General features: G+C 41.6%; 15 protein-coding genes and 1 pseudogene. 4 read left to right on the top strand and 12 right to left on the bottom strand.

Going from position 1 to position 17950, the window contains the following annotated elements; all coding sequences use genetic code 11:
* Nucleotides 1-95: 95 nt before the first annotated feature.
* Nucleotides 96-713, top strand: coding sequence for a LysE family translocator (locus MMO42_RS03270; protein WP_241319312.1), 618 nt, complete (start codon nt 96-98; stop codon nt 711-713).
* 191 nt (nt 714-904) lie between these two features.
* A complete protein-coding gene (locus tag MMO42_RS03265) occupies nt 905-3109 on the top strand; it encodes a TonB-dependent receptor (protein ID WP_241319311.1) in 2205 nt (734 codons plus the stop codon).
* Nucleotides 3110-3151: 42 nt separating this feature from the next.
* On the opposite strand, the gene dapC is transcribed toward MMO42_RS03265, so the two are convergent.
* The 4 genes from dapC to MMO42_RS03245 all read right to left on the bottom strand — a co-directional run bounded on the left by dapC (nt 3152) and on the right by MMO42_RS03245 (nt 8809).
* Entirely contained in the window at nt 3152-4321 is a 1170-nt protein-coding gene (gene dapC, locus MMO42_RS03260) for a succinyldiaminopimelate transaminase (RefSeq protein ID WP_241319310.1), read from the bottom strand.
* Between the two features lie 25 nt (nt 4322-4346).
* Nucleotides 4347-7010, bottom strand: a complete 2664-nt coding sequence (gene glnD / locus MMO42_RS03255; RefSeq protein ID WP_241319309.1) for a [protein-PII] uridylyltransferase — start codon at nt 7008-7010, stop codon at nt 4347-4349.
* A gap of 71 nt (nt 7011-7081) precedes the next feature.
* Nucleotides 7082-8299 carry a formate-dependent phosphoribosylglycinamide formyltransferase gene (purT, locus tag MMO42_RS03250; protein ID WP_241319583.1) on the bottom strand — a complete coding sequence of 406 codons (1218 nt, stop codon included), beginning with the start codon at nt 8297-8299 and terminating at the stop codon, nt 7082-7084.
* A gap of 120 nt (nt 8300-8419) precedes the next feature.
* Nucleotides 8420-8809: a tautomerase family protein gene (locus MMO42_RS03245; RefSeq protein WP_241319308.1), complete on the bottom strand. Its 390-nt coding sequence runs from the start codon at nt 8807-8809 to the stop codon at nt 8420-8422.
* A gap of 187 nt (nt 8810-8996) precedes the next feature.
* Between MMO42_RS03245 and MMO42_RS03240 the strand changes: the two genes are divergently transcribed.
* Entirely contained in the window at nt 8997-9461 is a 465-nt protein-coding gene (locus tag MMO42_RS03240) for a hypothetical protein (RefSeq protein ID WP_005293284.1), read from the top strand.
* 64 nt (nt 9462-9525) lie between these two features.
* Here MMO42_RS03240 and MMO42_RS03235 read toward each other — a convergent pair whose 3' ends face one another.
* A complete protein-coding gene (locus MMO42_RS03235) occupies nt 9526-9843 on the bottom strand; it encodes a hypothetical protein (RefSeq protein WP_241319307.1) in 318 nt (105 codons plus the stop codon).
* A gap of 204 nt (nt 9844-10047) precedes the next feature.
* Nucleotides 10048-10752, bottom strand: coding sequence for a Crp/Fnr family transcriptional regulator (locus MMO42_RS03230; RefSeq protein WP_241319306.1), 705 nt, complete (start codon nt 10750-10752; stop codon nt 10048-10050).
* A 106-nt stretch (nt 10753-10858) separates the two neighbouring features.
* Here MMO42_RS03230 and MMO42_RS03225 point away from each other — a divergent pair, with 106 nt between their 5' ends.
* A complete protein-coding gene (locus MMO42_RS03225) occupies nt 10859-11392 on the top strand; it encodes an Mpo1-like protein (protein WP_241319305.1) in 534 nt (177 codons plus the stop codon).
* 145 nt (nt 11393-11537) lie between these two features.
* Here MMO42_RS03225 and ychF read toward each other — a convergent pair whose 3' ends face one another.
* The 6 genes and pseudogenes from ychF to MMO42_RS03195 form a co-directional block, all read right to left on the bottom strand.
* Nucleotides 11538-12629 (bottom strand): redox-regulated ATPase YchF, encoded by a 1092-nt coding sequence (ychF, locus tag MMO42_RS03220; RefSeq protein ID WP_005152292.1) that lies wholly within the window; start codon nt 12627-12629, stop codon nt 11538-11540.
* Nucleotides 12630-12723: 94 nt separating this feature from the next.
* A complete protein-coding gene (locus MMO42_RS03215; protein WP_005152295.1) occupies nt 12724-13383 on the bottom strand; it encodes a methionine ABC transporter permease in 660 nt (219 codons plus the stop codon).
* A complete protein-coding gene (locus MMO42_RS03210; RefSeq protein WP_241319304.1) occupies nt 13364-14434 on the bottom strand; it encodes an ATP-binding cassette domain-containing protein in 1071 nt (356 codons plus the stop codon). Before MMO42_RS03210 ends, MMO42_RS03215 begins: the two co-directional genes overlap by 20 nt.
* Before the next feature lie 11 nt (nt 14435-14445).
* Nucleotides 14446-15276 carry a MetQ/NlpA family ABC transporter substrate-binding protein gene (locus MMO42_RS03205; protein ID WP_241319303.1) on the bottom strand — a complete coding sequence of 277 codons (831 nt, stop codon included), beginning with the start codon at nt 15274-15276 and terminating at the stop codon, nt 14446-14448.
* Between the two features lie 31 nt (nt 15277-15307).
* Nucleotides 15308-16717: pseudogene (locus MMO42_RS03200) on the bottom strand (LLM class flavin-dependent oxidoreductase); the annotation flags it as partial.
* The gene (locus MMO42_RS03195; protein WP_241319302.1) at nt 16717-17940 is read right to left on the bottom strand and encodes an SfnB family sulfur acquisition oxidoreductase; all 1224 of its coding nucleotides are present in this window, start codon (nt 17938-17940) and stop codon (nt 16717-16719) included. The pseudogene MMO42_RS03200 and the gene MMO42_RS03195, both read right to left, overlap by 1 nt.
* Between the last annotated feature and the right edge of the window lie 10 nt (nt 17941-17950).

Here is a 17950-nt window from a genome sequence, read left to right as displayed (position 1 = left end):
CCATTAAAGCATATCCTTTCTCAACAATCTTCACCAAATGGTGAAAAAGAAAGCTATTAAAAAATAGCGTTGGTGATGTGAGAAGGGCTTCGCTTATGGAACTTAGTGTGATTTTTGCTTTTTGGTGTGTTTCAATTTTATTTGTACTTACACCAGGTGCAGACTGGGCTTACGCTATCCTTGCGGGCATCAAAGGTAAGTTTATTTTAAATGCAGTTACTGGCTTGGTGCTTGGGCATTTAATGGCAATTTTATGTGTGGCAGCAGGTGTAGGGGCGTTGGTGCAGCATTATCCGATCTTGTTGACTGGCATGACGATTTTAGGGGCCTGTTATTTGTTATGGATGGGAATCAATCTATTTATACATCCAGCGACAATTTCGAGTGATCACAAGGAAACGCAATCTTTAGATTCAGCACGTTCATGGTTGATTAAAGGAGTAGGCATCAGTGGTTTAAACCCAAAAGTATTGCTGCTGTTTTTTGCTTTATTACCACCATTTATTCATCCGCAAATGGCATTTTCTCCGACAGCACAGATTATTTCATTAGGACTGATTCATTTGCTGAGTTGTGCTGTAGTGTATGTATTGGTCGGTATGGCAGCAAAGAAAATACTGAGAACCCGACCTTTTGCAGTACAAGTGGTCAGTCGTATTTCTGGTGGACTGATGATGGGCATTGCGGTGATCTTATTTGTTGGGCAAATTTGAATCAACATGTTGTTTTGAACTGAATATCCGGCATTAGACTTTATATTGATTGAATTCAGTCTGTTAATTTTAATGCCGTTTGAGTCTGGAAAATCATTAAATTATCGAATGGCACATATAGCTAAAAAATAGTGTAAAACGTATCAATTCTCATTTATTATGCGGTTTTTTGAAGTCGGCTGGTAAAGATTATGGGTAGACAACTTAAACCATTAGTGCTGATGATGGCATGTGCGTCGATGGGGACAACCGCTGTTTTTGCAGATGAAACGCAAGATAGCCAAAAGGCTGAAGCAGCAGTGACCTTGAATACTATTCGGATTACTGCAAGTGCAGATGCCTCGGCTGATGGTCTAATGGACGCTTTTGCTGGCGGACAAGTTGCTAGCGGTGGTCGTGTCGGGATCTTTGGCAATCAAAAAAATCTGGATACACCTTTTAACCTGACCAGCTATACCAATGACTATATTCAGTCCAAACAAGCCAAAAGTGTAGGGGATGTATTAAAGGCTGATCCAAGTGTCCGTGTTGGTCGTGGTTTTGGAAATTTTCAGGAATCTTATTATATTCGAGGTTTTAATTTAGGCTCGGATGATACGGCTTATAATGGTTTGTATTCGATCTTGCCACGTCAATATATTCCAACAGAGTTATTTGAACGTGTCGAAGTACTTAAAGGTGCTTCATCTTTCTTAAATGGCGCAATGCCAGGAAATGGTGGAATTGGTGGCGCAATTAACCTGTTACCAAAACGTGCCAGTAATGAACCATTGAATCGTGTGACCGTTGGAACGGATTTTAACGGTGGTCAAGTTGCTAGTGATATCTCGCGTCGCTTTGGTGAAAACCAAGAGTTTGGTGTGCGTGTAAATACAGCCTATCATGGTGGCAATACCAGTGTAGACGATGAGAAAAACTCATTAGGTTTAGCTTCAATCGGTCTGGATTACCGTGGCGATCGTTTGCGTTTGTCTGGGGATATGGGATACAGCAATAACCGTTTAGATGCAACACGGCCTAATATTTCTCTTGCAGGTTTGACTGAAGTGCCTGCTGCAATAAAGGCGAGTCGTAATTACGCTCAAAAATGGACCTATTCTAATGAAGAGGACGTGTTTGGTAGTTACCGTGCAGAATATGATTTAACTGATGCTGTAACCGCTTATGCAGCATATGGTTTTCGTCATGGTGAAGAGCAAAATAGCCTTGCGAATCCAACTGTAACCAATATATCCAATGGAGACGCGAAGTATTCTCGTTTTGACAATGGTCGAGTCGATATGGTGAATACAGGCGAAATTGGGATTCGAGGTAAATTAGCGACAGGTTCAATCCAACATAATCTGGTACTATCAGGTTCCGCATTCCAGCAAAATACTCGCAATGGCTGGGCTATGAGTGGTAGTAATACAACTAATATTCTTAAACCCAATTATACCAATGCATCGGAATTAACAATTGGTAATCCTGAGCGTGTCAATGATCCTAAGCTTGGAACGCGAACTCGTTTAAGAAGTATCGCGATTGGAGATAATATTTCTGCATTCGATGATAAGTTGATTGTCATGCTTGGTGCACGCTATCAAAAGATCATGCAGGAAACTTATAATTATCAAACGGATGGTAGTAAAATTAATCCGGCATATAATGAAGCGAAATGGACGCCTGCTTTAGGTGTGACTTATAAACTGACGCCAGAATTTTCGCTGTATGCAAACTATATCGAATCGCTTGCGAAAGGTTTAAGTAATACCACTGCGAATGCAACCACGACTCTCAAACCTTTTGTTGCCAAGCAAAAAGAAATTGGTGCTAAATTCGAAAATGATCGTCTAGGCGCCAGTGTCAGTTTATTTGATATCAATAAGCAGCGCGGTGTTTTACAGGATGGCGTATTTAGTGATGCAGGTGAATACGTACATCGCGGTGTCGAGTTGAATACCTATGGTAAGTTGACCGATTCTATTAAAGTATTGGGTGGGGTATCTTGGCTACATGCCAAGCAAAAAAATACAGGTTCAGCATTATATGATGACAATAATGAAGTTGGTGTGCCGAAGTTCCAAGCCAATTTAGGTACTGAATGGGCCTTACCAATTCCACAAGACATTTCATTAAATGCACAGCTGACTTATACAGGTTCAACTTACGCAAGCTTGGATAATAAGTTAAAAGTGAATGACTGGACTACGCTGGATATCGGTGCAAACTATAAAACCCAGCTTGGACAAACACCAACCACTTTCAACTTTAAAGTGAATAATGTCTTCAATAAAGATTATTGGTCTTCTGTTGGTCTATCTGACAATATTAATAGCACAGCAAATACGAATAACGGTTATGTCGTTGCAGGCTTGCCGCGTACCTTTATGCTCAGTGCAAGTTTTGATTTCTAATGTATTGATTTAAAAAAGCCCCGAATATTCGGGGCTTTTTATTTATAAAACTGCTTTCAATCGTTTGACCACTTCTTCACACTGCGCTAAATCCGCAACAAGAGCCATGCGCACATGACCTTCACCTGGATTCCCTTGTTCTGTATCACGAGATAGATAACGGCCTGGTAAAACCTTGATATGCGCCTTTTCCATCAACATTTTGGCAAAAGTCTCATCATTATCTACTTTTAACCAATAATAGAAGCCAGCATCTGGTTTTTGTAACGGTAATAAGTGACCGAGTTCAGACTGGAATAAATCAAACTTGGCACGATATTGCTGACGGTTTTCTTCAACGTGTGCTTCATCATTCCATGCTGCAATAGAAGCCAGTTGATTTTGTACTGGCATCGCAGCACCGTGATAAGTGCGGTATTGCAAATATGGTTTCAATAGGGCTGCATCACCCGCAACAAAACCAGAACGCATGCCTGGTAAGTTGGAACGTTTAGAAAGTGAATGGAACACGATACAATTTTTATAATCGTCACGGCCCATTTCCGCACAGACTTCTAAAAGTCCAATCGGTGCTTGATCAAACCAAAGTTCCGAATAACATTCATCCGATGCGATTACAAAACCATATTGATCCGAAAGTGCAATCAGCTTTTTAAACTGTTCTTTTGAAAGTACTGTTCCTGTTGGATTGCCTGGGGTACAAACAAATAATAAAGCTGTTTTTTCCCATACTTCCGCTGGAACCGCATCAAAGTCACCTAAGTAACCATTTTCTTCGGTACAGTTAATAAAATAAGGTTTTGCACCTGCAAGCAGGGCTGCACCCTCATAAATTTGATAGAATGGATTTGGCATCACTACATAGGGTGCATCTTCACGCTTAATCAAAGCTTGAACAAAAGAAAAGATGCCTTCACGTGTACCAGAAACAGGCAGAATATGATCTTCTGCACTAATCTGATTCAACTGGAAGCGGTTTGTGAGCCACTGTGCAATGCTTTGGCGCAGTTCAGGTAGGCCTTTACTATTTGGATAGGTCGATAGATGAGCAAAGTTATCAATAATTGCTTTCTTAACAAACTCTGGCGCTGGATGTTTAGGCTCACCAATTGATAAGGGAATCAATGGTAAATTGGCAAGTTGCACATCTTTAAAAAGTTGATTTAACTTTTCAAAAGGATAGGGATGCAATAACGACAAGCTAGAGTTCATTTAAACAGTTACCAAACAATAAAATTTAAGATGGATTACAAATTTGATTCGATGCTTCATCTAAAGCGGCTTTTAAGCTTTCCGCAAAAGTTTTCACTTCTTCATCGGTGAGCAAGACACCATTTTTCTTGGTGACAAAGAAAATATCTTCCGCACGTTCGCCCAGCGTGGCAATTCGTGCAGAATGAATATCTAAACCTTGCAGCATAAATAGGCCACCAATACGTGCCAATAGACCTGGGTGATCGAGCGTCGAGATTTCGACCATGTGTTGCTGTAAGGTCGGGTTCAGAACGATATCCACAGTATTCTGCACATCAAAATGGCGTAAATGACGTGGGATACGGCGTTGCATGATACCCGGATATTGATCTGAATGGCTCAATGCATCAATCAAAGCGTCTTTTACTTTGCGTTCGCGATCAGGATCAGTCAACAAGGTACCAAAACGGTCAAGCACTAAGTAAGTATCGAGACTGAATGAGGTCGAAGCCGTAATAATACGTGCATCTTGAACATCAAGATTCATACGGTCTAACACGGCCACCGTTGTGGCAAATAAGTTTGGTTGATCGCGGGTATAGATAAAGATCTGAACTGCATCATCCGCAGCATTACGGTGTGCACGCAATAACACCAAAGGTTCAGGATTATCGCCGTGTTGCAGAATGGCTTGAGTATGCCATGCAATTTCATTCGCCGATTCTTTGACAAAGTATTCATCGCCCAATTCTTGCCAAACTTTCTCCACTTCAGCAAGCGAAAAGTCATTTACCAACAGTTCACTGGCAGCAAATTTGGTGTCCTCGATCAGCATTTGATAGTCGACTGGGCGACCCAAACCTGAACGGATCACGTCTCGCGCATAGGTATACAGCTGGCGCATTAACGAAGCTCGCCATGTATTCCACAGTTTTGGATTAGTCGCATTAATATCTGCAACGGTCAGGGTATAGAGATAATCTAAATGCTCCATATCGCCGACTTTTTCTGCAAATTCTCTGACCTCATCTGGGTCGGAAATATCTTTTTTCTGTGCAGTGAGCGACATCAATAAGTGATTGTTAATCAGCCATGCAACCAGTTTGCATTCACGCTCAGTAAAACCATGGGTACGACAGAATTCAATCGCATCGAGTGCCCCAAGTTCACTATGATCACCACCACGACCTTTGGCAATGTCATGGAAAATTGCAGCCATATAGACGATGTCATGGCGGGCAATACGTTGGAATACCGAACTTACCACAGGGAATTCTTTCGCAAATTCAGGTTCTTTAAAACGACTTAAATTACGAAGGAGCAGAAGGGTATGTGCATCGACGGTATAAATATGGAATAAGTCGTATTGCATCAATCCTGTAATCTGTCCAAATGCAGGGATGTAATTGCCAAGAACACCGTAACGCTTCATGGCCACCATGGTGTCATAGAGGTGCGGTGAGCGAATAATCGACATAAACAAGGCTTGATGTTCTGGATTATCGCGGAAACGTTGGTCAATTCGTTTTGCTGCAAGCACCAGTAGACGCAAAGTACGGGCACGAATACCGGTAATTTCTGGACGATTTGCCAACAGAAAGAACAATTCTAAAATCGCGCTGGGCTCTTCAGAAAATACTTTATGATGCTGAACGGCAAGTTTGCCATCGACAATTTTAAAACGCTCATTAATCTCGATAATGTCACGTTCATAATCAGGCAGACGCGGTGTAATCACCGACTCATTGAAATAGGCCAGTAGCATTTCGTTCAGCGTTGAGACTTGTTGTGCAGTTCGATAGTAACGCTTCATGAACTGTTCAACCGCAAAATTAACTGGTTGGCCTTCTTCACGGACATAGCCAAATTTTGCTGCAATATCACGTTGATATTCAAACAACAGGCGGTTTTCATCACGCTTTGCTAAACGGTGTAAATGGGTGCGGATTTCCCACAAAAAGCTTTCAGCCTCTTCCAGCACACCTAATTCAAATTCAGTGATAAAACCCAAATGAACCAGATCATATATACGATTGACACGGAAATGGCGTTTGGCAATCCAACCAATTTGGTTAATATCACGAATACCCCCCGGAGCATTTTTAATGTCGGGCTCTAGGTTGCTTTCCGTATTATTATGCTGTGCATAGCGTTTGGCTTGCTCGACCATTTTGGCATCATAGAAGGTTTTATCCGTCCATGTTTGCGCCACGATACGGCGTGGCCATTTTGCCAACTGCTCATTGCCAGTAATCAGACGAGCTTCAATTAGCGTGGTCGCAACGGTTAAATCGTTAATGGCTTGTTCGACACAATTCTGAATGGTCCGAACACTGATCCCTGGTTTGAAATTACCCACATCCCATAAGGAAGAAATAAAAGTTGAGATCAGTTTTTCTTGTTCTTCGTTGATATCATCTTCAGATAAAATCATGATATCGGTATCTGAATATGGCAGCATTTCATGGCGACCATAACCACCGACTGCAAATAAGCCCAACTCTGTTTGATCAAGGCCTGCATGATTCCAAAGAAAAATCAGCGCTTCATCAATGGAGTCTGAACGTGCGCCAATCACTTCACGAATGGGTTGTCCATTTTCATAACTCTCCTGTAATTGCTGTTCTACATCCTTACGCCATTGGTTAATGGCTTGAATATCATGAAGACTGGTGACGTAGTTCAGCAATGGAGAGGTCTTGATCATAAAGCTAGTCTTCTATCAAAGCCCCTCTAAATCAAGAGGGGAAGTTATAATGATGGCAACGAAAGGTGATCTTAAGCGTTGGTTTGTACACTCACTTGGTCTGCAGCCTGCTGAGCCAGTTCACGCGCAAGATCAGTTGTTTCTGCGCGTGCAGTTGCAACGCCCATACGGCGGCGTTTAAAACCTTCTGGTTTACCAAATAAACGTAAGTCTGTGTTTGGGTTGGCTAATGCAAGATTCAAGCCAGTGAAACTTAAATTTTTTGCATCAACACCCGCATAAATCACCGCGCTTGCAGCAACGCTATGGCGAGCTGTATTCACGGGCAAACCTAAAATTGCACGTGCATGCAATTCAAATTCATTTTGGAATTGTGAAGCCAAAGTCACCAAACCTGTGTCATGTGGACGAGGAGAAACTTCACTAAACCAGACTTTATCGCCTTTGATAAACAGTTCTACACCGAAGATACCACAACCACCTAAAGCAACAGTGACTTTATTGGCAATGCGTTTTGATTCTTGTAGAGCAGCAGGTGTCATCAACTGTGGTTGCCAGCTTTCAACATAGTCGCCTGCATCTTGGCGGTGTCCAATCGGATCACAAAAATGTGTTTCGATCTCGCCAGTTTCTGGATTTTTGGCACGAACGGTGAGAAGGGTAATTTCAAAATCAAAATCAATCTGCGATTCAATAATCACTGTGCCTTGATTGACACGACCGCCTTGCATTGCATATTCCCATGCAGCATCCACTTCATCAAAACTTTTTACACGTGATTGGCCTTTGCCTGAAGAAGACATTACTGGTTTTACAAAGTTTGGATAACCGATGTCATCACAGGCAGCGCGGAAGCTTTCCAAGGTATTGGCAAAACGGTAGGCAGAGGTCGGTAAGCCAAGTTCTTCTGCTGCTAAACGACGAATCCCTTCACGGTTCATGGTGAGATTGACAGCTTTAGCCGATGGAATCACTGTTGCTGTTTGGCTTTGTTCAATTTCAACTAAAACTTCAGTCGCAATTGCTTCAATTTCAGGAACAATTAAATTTGGTTTGATGTTTTCAATCAGTTGCTTTAACTCAGTTGGATCCGCCATATTCAGGGTATAAGCATAATGAGCTACTTGCATGGCAGGTGCATGATCATAGCGATCTGCTGCATGAACTTCGACACCCAAGCGTTGTAAAGAAATCACAACTTCTTTACCTAGCTCTCCAGAACCTAACAGTAAAACCTTAAATGCAGAAGATTGAAGTGGAGTTCCAAGAGTGACGCTCATGCGAATAATCCTATCCTGAGTAATTTGCGTTTAAGCATAGCAGAACTTTTTGCTGAATTAAGCTTATATGACACAAAAAACATGGTTTTTGTTAGACAGAAAATAGCACTTGGGACGGTATTTGTCTGTTTAAACATTGACCTGATAATTGAATTGTAATTCATCTGCATTTTGTCCGCGAATCCCCCAATTACATTTAGGTGTTTCAAAAATTGTGATTTCAATGTCTTGGGCTGAAATCCCACATTGCTGCTGGACATAAGTAAAAATGCTTTGAATCAAGCGTTTTTTTGCTTCAGTGCTTCTGCCTTCAAACATAGAAATTTCAATAATCAGATAGTGCGGACTACGATCATTCGGATAGATAAAGTCTTCTTTCGCTAGTGCAATAAAACGCTGAAATTTTTTTTCGATGGGATAGTTCAAACTTTCCACCAGCGCTTGATGTATGGCACGAGAAAGTTGATGCCTAAACTGCTCAATCGTGGGTTGTAAGGCATAAATCTTGATTTGTGACATTGTGGATTTCTTCCTTCTCGGAGTTTTAATTTTATATATATGGACAAGTCTGACTTTATGCTGAACAAGACTATAAAATCAAATGCTTAGAATAAAAGGTATTCTGCTGAGTAAATAAGTAACAAACATTGAGAATTATTCCCAAATTGACTAGCATAATGGCCAAATGTTTCCTCGGCGATTTGCTATGTTTAATTCAAACTCTCCTGTAGCTGCAATCCTGTTATGCAGTGCGTTTTTATTGGCTGCTTGCGGAAACTCAAATAATGAGCCAAAAGAAAAGGTAGAAATCAAACCTGCGCCAAAACTCAACAATGATGCAACAACCTATGCCAATGCAGCATGGAAGTTGATTAATGACATTGATTCGATTGTTTATGATCAGCAAGTTGCTGAGATTGAAGAACAAGTCAGGAAGCCTTTACGTCAACTCAGTACAGATTGGCGTATCAATGTCAAAATGACCGACTCAGTGACGGAAGGGAAATATGCCTTGTGCCGTAAAGCACTCACCAGCTTGGATACATGGGCACGTGATGTAAAAGACAATGCCAATGCATCTACTCAAAAGCAGGCTGATTATGAGCGTGATAAAGCACAGTGTAAGGATGCAATTGATAATCCTGCTTTAGGAAATACCTCTCCTAAATAATTTGATAGCAATAAAAAAGCGAGATCATGAATCTCGCTTTTTTATGGTTAAAGTTATCAATCACTTATGAGGTTTTTACTGTCTTGGCTGCTTCCTGTTTTGCTTTGCTTGCAGTAGTACTGGCCACTTTCTTGGTATCAGACGCAGCTTTCATGGCTTCATGTTTGCTTGTATCTTTGGTTTTGATCGCTTCTTTTTTAGCAGTATTTGTCGCTTTGACGGTTTCTTTCTTGGTTTTGACTACACCAGCGGCCACACATTTTCCACCTTTATGATTTGGTCCTGTACCACCTTGGAGTTGGGTTCCTTTTGGGCAGGCAAATGCGCTAGCGCTTAATACGGTAAATAAACCTGCGGTTAGAATCGTTGCAATTTTTCTCATGATTGTCATCTGCATCGGATAAGCGATAGTGCTTAGCTTTAATGTAGATGGATTGAAGTCAATAAAGCAGATTGATTTTGTGAAATATTTTAGAGCATGCGTAGCATTTTATAGTAAGAGTTTGTCTTTTAATTTATGTTTAAGCTTAGAAGCATATTGCAGAAAGTGTATTGCTTAGCGATTTAAAATAAAAAGACTCTAGGCTTATTCTTTGAGATGACCCACTGTTGCCAGCTTTCTGAGCCGATCAAGATCAATCACTTCAATTTTTTTAAATCCTAAATGAATGACTTCCTGTTTCTCGAACAGATTCAATTCCTGATTCACTGTTTGTCTTGATACGGTCAGCATATTGGCCAGTTGGTCTTGTGAGATTTGAATGTGAAAATCTTGGATAAAGGAACGGTTGCCATAACCTTCTAAAATAAACAATAGACGCTGTGCCAGACGTTGGCTAATGCTCTGCGTTTGAATCGCAATTTGCTCTAAAAAGACGTAGCGTAATTTCTGACTGGTCAGCAAGGCGAAGTAGTACCAGTAATAAGGATTTTGTAGCAAAAAATCATGTAAAGGCTGGGCAGGAATTTGCAGCACGACACTCTTTTTCAATGCAATTGCATCATGCGAACGAGGTTGTTGATCGATGAGGGATATTTCACCAAACCACATGATCGGCTCTGCAATGGCGGCAATCGCTTCATTACCATTCACATCGATATAACCCAAGCTAATTGAACCCTCCAGTACCCCGTAAACACCGTCAAAAATATCTTGAGCACTAAACACCGCAGCATTTTTTTCAACGATATGCTTTTTGCCATGTTCAATAATAAAGTTCTGAAAAGGTTCTGCCAGATGACTAAACCATGAATTTTGCTGCAAATGTTTGATATAAATTGGGTCTAGCACAACATTTCCTTTGTTAAAAATAGATCCATTTGTCAGCTACATGACAACTTCACATTGATATTTCTTATAGATTAACAGCATAAACGAATTATATGAGGAATGAGAAATGACAAATTTGGAACGTCTGCTCAGCCAGTATGCGGCTTATCACTTAGATCGAAGTAATATAATGACCCATTTTGTGGGGATTCCATTAATTGTTTTTTCCATTTTATGCTTAACAGCCCGTGCTGGTGTGAACATCTCAGGTGTTTCAATTACCTTAGCACTGGTGCTGATCGTACTCAGTACACTCTATTATATTTCACTAGATAAACTATTCGGCATTCTCATGCTGATTTTATTCGTATTGGTTTATCCATTCGCTGTCAAAATTGCAGCTTTACCAATGTGGAGTTGGTTAGGTGCCAGTATTGGTATTTTTGTGGTGGGGTGGGTATTTCAATTTATCGGTCATTATTTTGAGAAGAAAAAACCTGCCTTTGTTGACGATTTGATCGGTTTGGCGATCGGGCCATTATTTGTGCTGGCAGAATTTGTTTTCTTGCTCGGATTCCGCAAGCCTTTACATGAGCGTATTTTAAAAGAAGCACAAATGAAACGTGCTGAAATGGATATGAAGCCGCAAACAGTGTCTTAAATTAACTATTTCAGTAAGATGAAGCCAATACGATTCGGTGTTGGCTTTTTTATTTAAGCAATAAATGCTTTTAAACGTTCAAGCAACTCAATAAAAAAACCGCCAATAAGCGCATTATTGGCGGTTTAGCTATCAGAACACTGATTTAAACGTTAAAACGGAAGTGCAATACGTCGCCGTCTTGAACGACATAAGTTTTACCTTCTAAACGCCATTTACCTGCTTCTTTGGCACCGTTTTCACCGTTGTATTGAATGAAGTCATCATATGCAACACATTCTGCACGGATAAAACCTTTTTCAAAGTCAGTGTGAATGACACCAGCTGCTTGTGGCGCAGTTGCACCGACTTTAACGGTCCAAGCACGAACTTCTTGTACACCTGCAGTGAAGTAGGTCTGTAAGCCAAGTAAGCTATAACCTGCACGAATCACCACGTTCAGACCAGGTTCTTCCATACCCATTGCTTCAAGGAATTCGGCGCGATCTTCATCTTCTAATAATGAAATCTCAGCTTCGATCTGGTTGCAAAGTGGAACAACAATGGCATTTTCTTCAGCAGCAAGTTTTTTTACTGCGTCAAGGTGTGGATTATTTTCGAAACCATCTTCTGCCACGTTGGCAATATACATGGTTGGTTTAAGCGTCATTAAACCGAAACCGCGAACAGCTTTACGTTCATCATCAGAAAGATCAGCCGCACGTGCTGGTTTACCTTCGTCAAGCAAAGGCTGAATTTTTTCTAAAACCGCTTTGGTTGCAAGCGCTTCTTTGTCACCGCCTTTTGCTGCTTTAGTCAAACGCAACAAGGCTTTTGCAACGGTATCAAGGTCCGCAAGTGCAAGTTCGGTATTGATCGTTGCGATATCATCTAATGGATCAATTTTACCGTTGACGTGAATGACATTTTCATCTTCAAAGCAACGTACCACGTGTGCAATGGCATCTGTTTCACGGATATTGGCAAGGAACTGGTTACCCAAACCTTCACCTTTTGATGCACCTGCAACGAGACCTGCAATATCAACGAATTCCATCGTAGTTGGAATAACACGTTGTGGTTTAACAATTGTTGTAAGTTTATCTAAGCGTGGATCTGGAACAGGTACAATCCCTGTATTCGGTTCAATGGTACAAAATGGAAAGTTTTCAGCAGCAATCGCTGCCTTTGTTAATGCATTAAATAATGTAGATTTACCTACGTTTGGCAGACCAACAATACCGCAATTAAAACCCATGAAACCACTCACAAATGTGTTATTTAAAAATTGCTGCTGATTTTACATGAAAGCCATGACAAAGTCATGGCTAGAGCGGATTATCAATTCGACATTAAACTTTGCGTTTATCGAGCTGTTTGGCAATATTATCCCCTGTACTTTGGACCAGCATGACCAAGACAATCAATACCAAGATGACGGCTAACATCACTTGCATATCAAAACGTTGATAGCCATAACGATAGGCAATATCACCGAGTCCACCTGCACCAATCGCACCGGCAATGGCAGAAGAACTGATCATGGTGACAATGGTCACGGTAAAGCCTGCAATAATCCCTGGTAAGGCTTCGGGAAGTAATACATGCCAAAGAATTTGTTTACGATTACAGCCCATCGCTTGAGCTGCTTCAATCAGGCCTTGATCGACTTCACGTAAACTGACTTCTGCAATACGGGCGAAGAACGGAATCGCGGCGATGGTTAGAGGTACAATTGCAGCTAGCACACCATAACTGGTGCCGACGATCCAACGGGTAAACGGAATTAATGCCACCATTAAAATCAGGAAGGGGACTGAACGGGTAATGTTAATCACCCAACCTAATGACTGGTTAATTTTCTTGGATGGATAAATACCAAAATCTGCAGTACTGACGAGAATCAAGGCAATGGGTAAACCAATCAAAAAGGCAAAGATGGCTGAAACACCAACCATGACTAAAGTATCGATTGTCCCTGTCAGTAATAAATCAATGAGCTGATTGTGCATAGCCGATCACCTCAAGTTGTGTAATTGCATGATGTTTTTCAACTTTTTCGTCATTTAAGTTAAATTCGAGATTACGAATACCAATGACCAGTGAGCCAATTGTTCGTTGTTGAATGGTGTCCACTTGACTGTGATAGACCTGAACTGGGCTATTAAAACCACCAAGTAATTGGTATAAATCAGGAACCGATTTCGATTCACTTGCGTATTTCAATTTTAAAATTTGATGGGTGGTGTGCTGGTCAAGGGTTTGGCTCAGTTCAAAGGGTAAGTTCACTTTTTCAAGATTGAGTAATTCTTGCGTGATTTGTTGTTGGGGATCTGAAAATACTGACCAGACTTGCCCAGCTTCAACAATTTCCCCTTGATCAATCACCACCACTTGATCGCAAATCTCTTGGATAACCTGCATTTCATGCGTGATCAAAACAATGGTCAGACCCAAGTCTTGATTGATCTGTTTTAACAAAGCAAGGATATTGGCAGTACTCTCGGGGTCGAGTGCCGACGTTGCTTCATCACAGAGCAGGATTTCAGGCTGAGAAACCAAAGCACGGGCGATACCGACACGTTGTTTCTGCCCACCAGAAAGTTGAGCAGGATAATCATTTTGCTTTGCCTCTAATCCAACTAGTGTCAGTACCTCACTGACGCGTTGTTCGATTTCAGCCTTGTCATAAGCTGCGATACGTAGCGGTAAAGCCACATTTTCCCATACGGTTTTGGCAGACATTAAATTAAAATGCTGAAAAATCATGCCAATTTTTTGTCGTGTTTTGATCAGCTCAGCATGACTCAGTTCAGCAATATTTTGTTGGTGAATCAAAATACTGCCTGTATCAATCGCTTCCAGACCATTTAAGGTACGAATAAGTGATGATTTACCCGCACCACTTTTACCGATAATGCCGACAATCTGCGCTTTAGGAATATCGAGGTTAATGTCTTTTAAGGCATGTAGGCGTTGGCCCTGTACTTCATAAAATTTATTTAAACCGCGTATTTTCAGATGTGGAACTGAAAAATCAACCTGTGATCCAAAACTCACCATTATTGTTCTCCTTACTTCCAGCCAGGGAACCAAAGTGTTGGGCCGAAATCGCTGTCTAATGCGGCTTTGACTTTCGGCGAGTTTTGATAAATCTCGACAAATTTCTGAAGTTTGTTGTCTTTATCTTGATAGTTATCACGTACCACAAATAAAATCGCATAACGCTTGTTGGTATTGTCATCAAACAATAGGGCGCTTTCAGGATCAGCCGTTTTTGCCAAGCGTAAGTAATGTGGATAGCCAAAAGCTAAATCAACATCATCAATCGCACGTGCAGTTTGAGGGCCTTCAACTTCGGTAAATTTCAGGTTTTTTGGATTTGCGGTAATGTCTTTCAGTGCAGAAAGGTGATTATTGCTGTCTTTCAGTTCAATCAGCTTAGCTTGTTGTAAAAGCAGGAGTGCACGACCTTGATTCACGGGATCATTAGGAATGGCAACCGTTGCGCCATTTGGGAGTTCACCAAAGCTTTTATATTTTTTGGAATACAGTCCTACATGCGAAGCCGCACCTGCAGCAAAGGATTTTAATTTAAACCCCGTTTCCTTAATCGCATTATCCAAGAATGGTTGATGCTGGAAAAAGTTCGCATCAATGTCACCATGATTTAAGGTAATATTCGGCGTATTCCAATCAGAAAATTCCACCAATTTCACATTTAGACCTTGTTGTTTGGCTTCATCCGCAGCGACTTGTAGGGGATGTGCAAACGAAGGGCTAATACCAATCACTAGTTCACTGCTGTTACTGTGTCTTTGTTTATTCCAAATGAATAACGCGATAATTGCGATAACAACGACAAGGCCAATACCTAACCATTTTTTTGAGGCAGTTTGAGCCATTTATTTCTCCAATTCTATTCTTAAACGTGTAAGCACTAATTTCTTCAATTCTTTTTAGATCATCTGTGTTGTTAGGCGTTCTACATCGGAACTGATCGGCAGGATGGCTTGCGGCTAAATGATCACCTTGGGCAAACAGTTTGTTGCGCAGTGAACCCGTTGCATATTCAGTTTTATAACGTCCACGTTGTTGTAACTCCGGAATCACCAATCGAATAAAATCATGATGTGATTCAGGGGCAACGGTACGGGTCAGGTTAAAACCATCGATGCCTGTCTGATCAAGCAGCTCAATCAGATATTCAGCAACTTCAGTACTACTGCCGACGATGAGAGGATAACGTCCACCGAGAACATGTTGGGCTTTCAGGTCATTTTTACTGATACGCTGTTCTTTAAATTTTTCATTGACGGAAGCAATGCTGTTGCTTTTTTGATAGGGAATCGCTTCATTATCAGCAAACTTGGCAAGGTCAATACCGACTGAGCTGGCATAATGGGCTAAACCTGCTTCAGGGCTGGCATATTGGCGATATTCGGCCAGTTTTTGCTGTGCGAGTTCGTGTGTTTCAGCCACAACAACGGTAATCCCGACAAAGATCTTAATGCCATGCGCATCACGACCTTGTTGTGTAGCCTGCTGTCGTATCTTATTGACTTGCTGACGAATTTTCTCAGGTTGATCACCGCCAATAAAAATACATTCTGCATGACGCGTGGCGAACTGTAGTCCCTTCGGCGAAGCACCTGCCTGAAATAAGGTTGGAGTGCGTTGTACCGATGGCGCTACTTGAAACACACCTTGGCTTTGGTAATATTGACCTTGATGATTGATCGAGTGGACTTTGTTTGGATCAGTAAAAATACGCTGTTGCTTATCTTTCTTTAAGGCACCATTTTCCCAAGAACCTTCCCAATATTGATAGCAAAGCTGTAGAAACTCCTCGGCCTGATCATAACGCGCATCATGATCTTTTAAGCCTTTTTGTCCAATCAGGCGTTCGGCACTATCCAGATAACCTGTGACAATATTCCAACCGAGACGACCTCGGGTTAAATGATCAAGACTGGCAAAACGGCGTGCAAATTGGTAGGGCTGTTCATAGCTTAGATTGACGGTCACGCCAAAGCTTAAATTCTGTGTTACCAAGGCCATGGCCGAAATCAAGGTAGAAGGATCATGACTTGGTAACTGGATCGACTCTTTTAAGGTCAGATCTATACCATTTTGGTAGACATCATAAACGCCCGTAATATCAGCTAAAAATAAACCATCAAACAAACCTTGTTCTAAGGTTTGTGCCAAGTCAGTCCAATAATTCAGTTCATTAAAGCGATGTGATTGATCACGCGGATGCGTCCATAAACCGTGATTGATATGACCAACACAGTTCATATCAAAAGCATTCAGTAAAATTTTCTTCGGGAGATTTTGACTCATCACAGCGTCCCTCGGCGTGGTGGTAAGATACCGTTCAGGACATAATTGCCAATAAAGTAATATTTCCAGCGTGCGGCATCGTGCAAGGTATGTACACGTGCATTTCGCCAATGACGATCGAGACCATCTGCACGTTGACTGCCACGGCTGCCAGCCAATTCAATGAGTTTTGATGATGCTTTTAAGGCGGTTTCCGTACTATGCGCACGAACTTTGGCGACATCAGTTGAGGCTTTGGCTAAGTTCTCTGCATTGAGTTCCTGTTTAGCGATATCAACTGATTGAGCTGCTTGTTTGAGTAATAGTTCACTGGCTTTAACATCAGTTGCCACGCGACCCAATTCAGACAGGGTTAATGGATCTTGAGTTGCTGATTCAATATTGGCATCAATCCAAGGGCGAGCCACACGCACCCGTTGTAGTGTTTCCTCAAATGCGGCACGGGCAATCCCAACTTCAATCGCAGCATGCATGATTTGTGCAAACGGTCCGACCAAAGACAGCTGCTTGAATGCAGTATCAAAAGGAATGACATCCTCTTTGGCAACGAAGACCTGATTAAACTTGACTGTGCCACTGCCTGTGGTGCGTTGACCAAAACCAGACCAGTCATCAATCAGCTCAAGGCCTTGGCTGTCGCGTTGTACAAAAGCCAGAAACTCATTACCCGCTTCATCCACTACTAAGGTTGGAATACGATGGGCGAATAGGCTGCCTGTGCAATAAAACTTTTCCCCTTGAATCAGATAGCCGTTTTCACTTGGAATCAATGTGGTTTGCTTATGGGCTGAAGTGCGAGTTTTAAATTCAGCCAGTGCATTACCAAAACGAGCACCTTGTAAAACTTCTTGATAGAGACGTTTCTTTTGTGCTTCTGTGCCTGTATTTCGCAGTACTTCCAATGCATAGAAGTGATTTTGTGGAATTTGCCCAATCGAACCATCTGCACCGCTAAATAGGGCAATCACTTTGGCAACGGTGAGGCTGGAAACCTCTGCACCGCCATACTGTTTAGGTACGGTAATCGCCCATAAACCAGACTGGCTATAAGTTTCGATTTCAGTGAATGGCAAATTTCGATTGGCATCGCGTTCTACAGCAGCTTGTTTAAACTGTTGACTCAGTTGTGTAGCAATATCCAGCGCTTCCGCATCGCTTTGAATGATATGGGCTGTTTTAAGATTGGTTTTGGCAAAACCTTGTAATTCTTGGTATGAGGTCATGATTTACTCC

The sequence above is a fragment of the Acinetobacter sp. ANC 3882 genome, assembly GCF_022549545.1.
In the GTDB taxonomy this organism is placed as follows: Bacteria; Pseudomonadota; Gammaproteobacteria; order Pseudomonadales; family Moraxellaceae; genus Acinetobacter.
Note: the sequence above shows the minus strand (reverse complement) of the source record. Positions and strands in the feature narration are given on the sequence as shown.

Coding starts and splice junctions, on each gene's coding strand:
- glnD (WP_241319309.1), bottom strand. CDS start 7,010: ATGATCAAGACCTCTCCATTGCTGAACTACGTCACCAGTCTTCATGAT.
- MMO42_RS03265 (WP_241319311.1), top strand. CDS start 905: ATGGGTAGACAACTTAAACCATTAGTGCTGATGATGGCATGTGCGTCG.
- MMO42_RS03195 (WP_241319302.1), bottom strand. CDS start 17,940: ATGACCTCATACCAAGAATTACAAGGTTTTGCCAAAACCAATCTTAAA.
- MMO42_RS03225 (WP_241319305.1), top strand. CDS start 10,859: ATGACAAATTTGGAACGTCTGCTCAGCCAGTATGCGGCTTATCACTTA.
- MMO42_RS03270 (WP_241319312.1), top strand. CDS start 96: ATGGAACTTAGTGTGATTTTTGCTTTTTGGTGTGTTTCAATTTTATTT.
- MMO42_RS03210 (WP_241319304.1), bottom strand. CDS start 14,434: ATGGTGAGTTTTGGATCACAGGTTGATTTTTCAGTTCCACATCTGAAA.
- ychF (WP_005152292.1), bottom strand. CDS start 12,629: ATGGGTTTTAATTGCGGTATTGTTGGTCTGCCAAACGTAGGTAAATCT.
- dapC (WP_241319310.1), bottom strand. CDS start 4,321: ATGAACTCTAGCTTGTCGTTATTGCATCCCTATCCTTTTGAAAAGTTA.
- MMO42_RS03235 (WP_241319307.1), bottom strand. CDS start 9,843: ATGAGAAAAATTGCAACGATTCTAACCGCAGGTTTATTTACCGTATTA.
- MMO42_RS03205 (WP_241319303.1), bottom strand. CDS start 15,276: ATGGCTCAAACTGCCTCAAAAAAATGGTTAGGTATTGGCCTTGTCGTT.
- MMO42_RS03215 (WP_005152295.1), bottom strand. CDS start 13,383: ATGCACAATCAGCTCATTGATTTATTACTGACAGGGACAATCGATACT.
- MMO42_RS03245 (WP_241319308.1), bottom strand. CDS start 8,809: ATGTCACAAATCAAGATTTATGCCTTACAACCCACGATTGAGCAGTTT.
- MMO42_RS03240 (WP_005293284.1), top strand. CDS start 8,997: ATGTTTAATTCAAACTCTCCTGTAGCTGCAATCCTGTTATGCAGTGCG.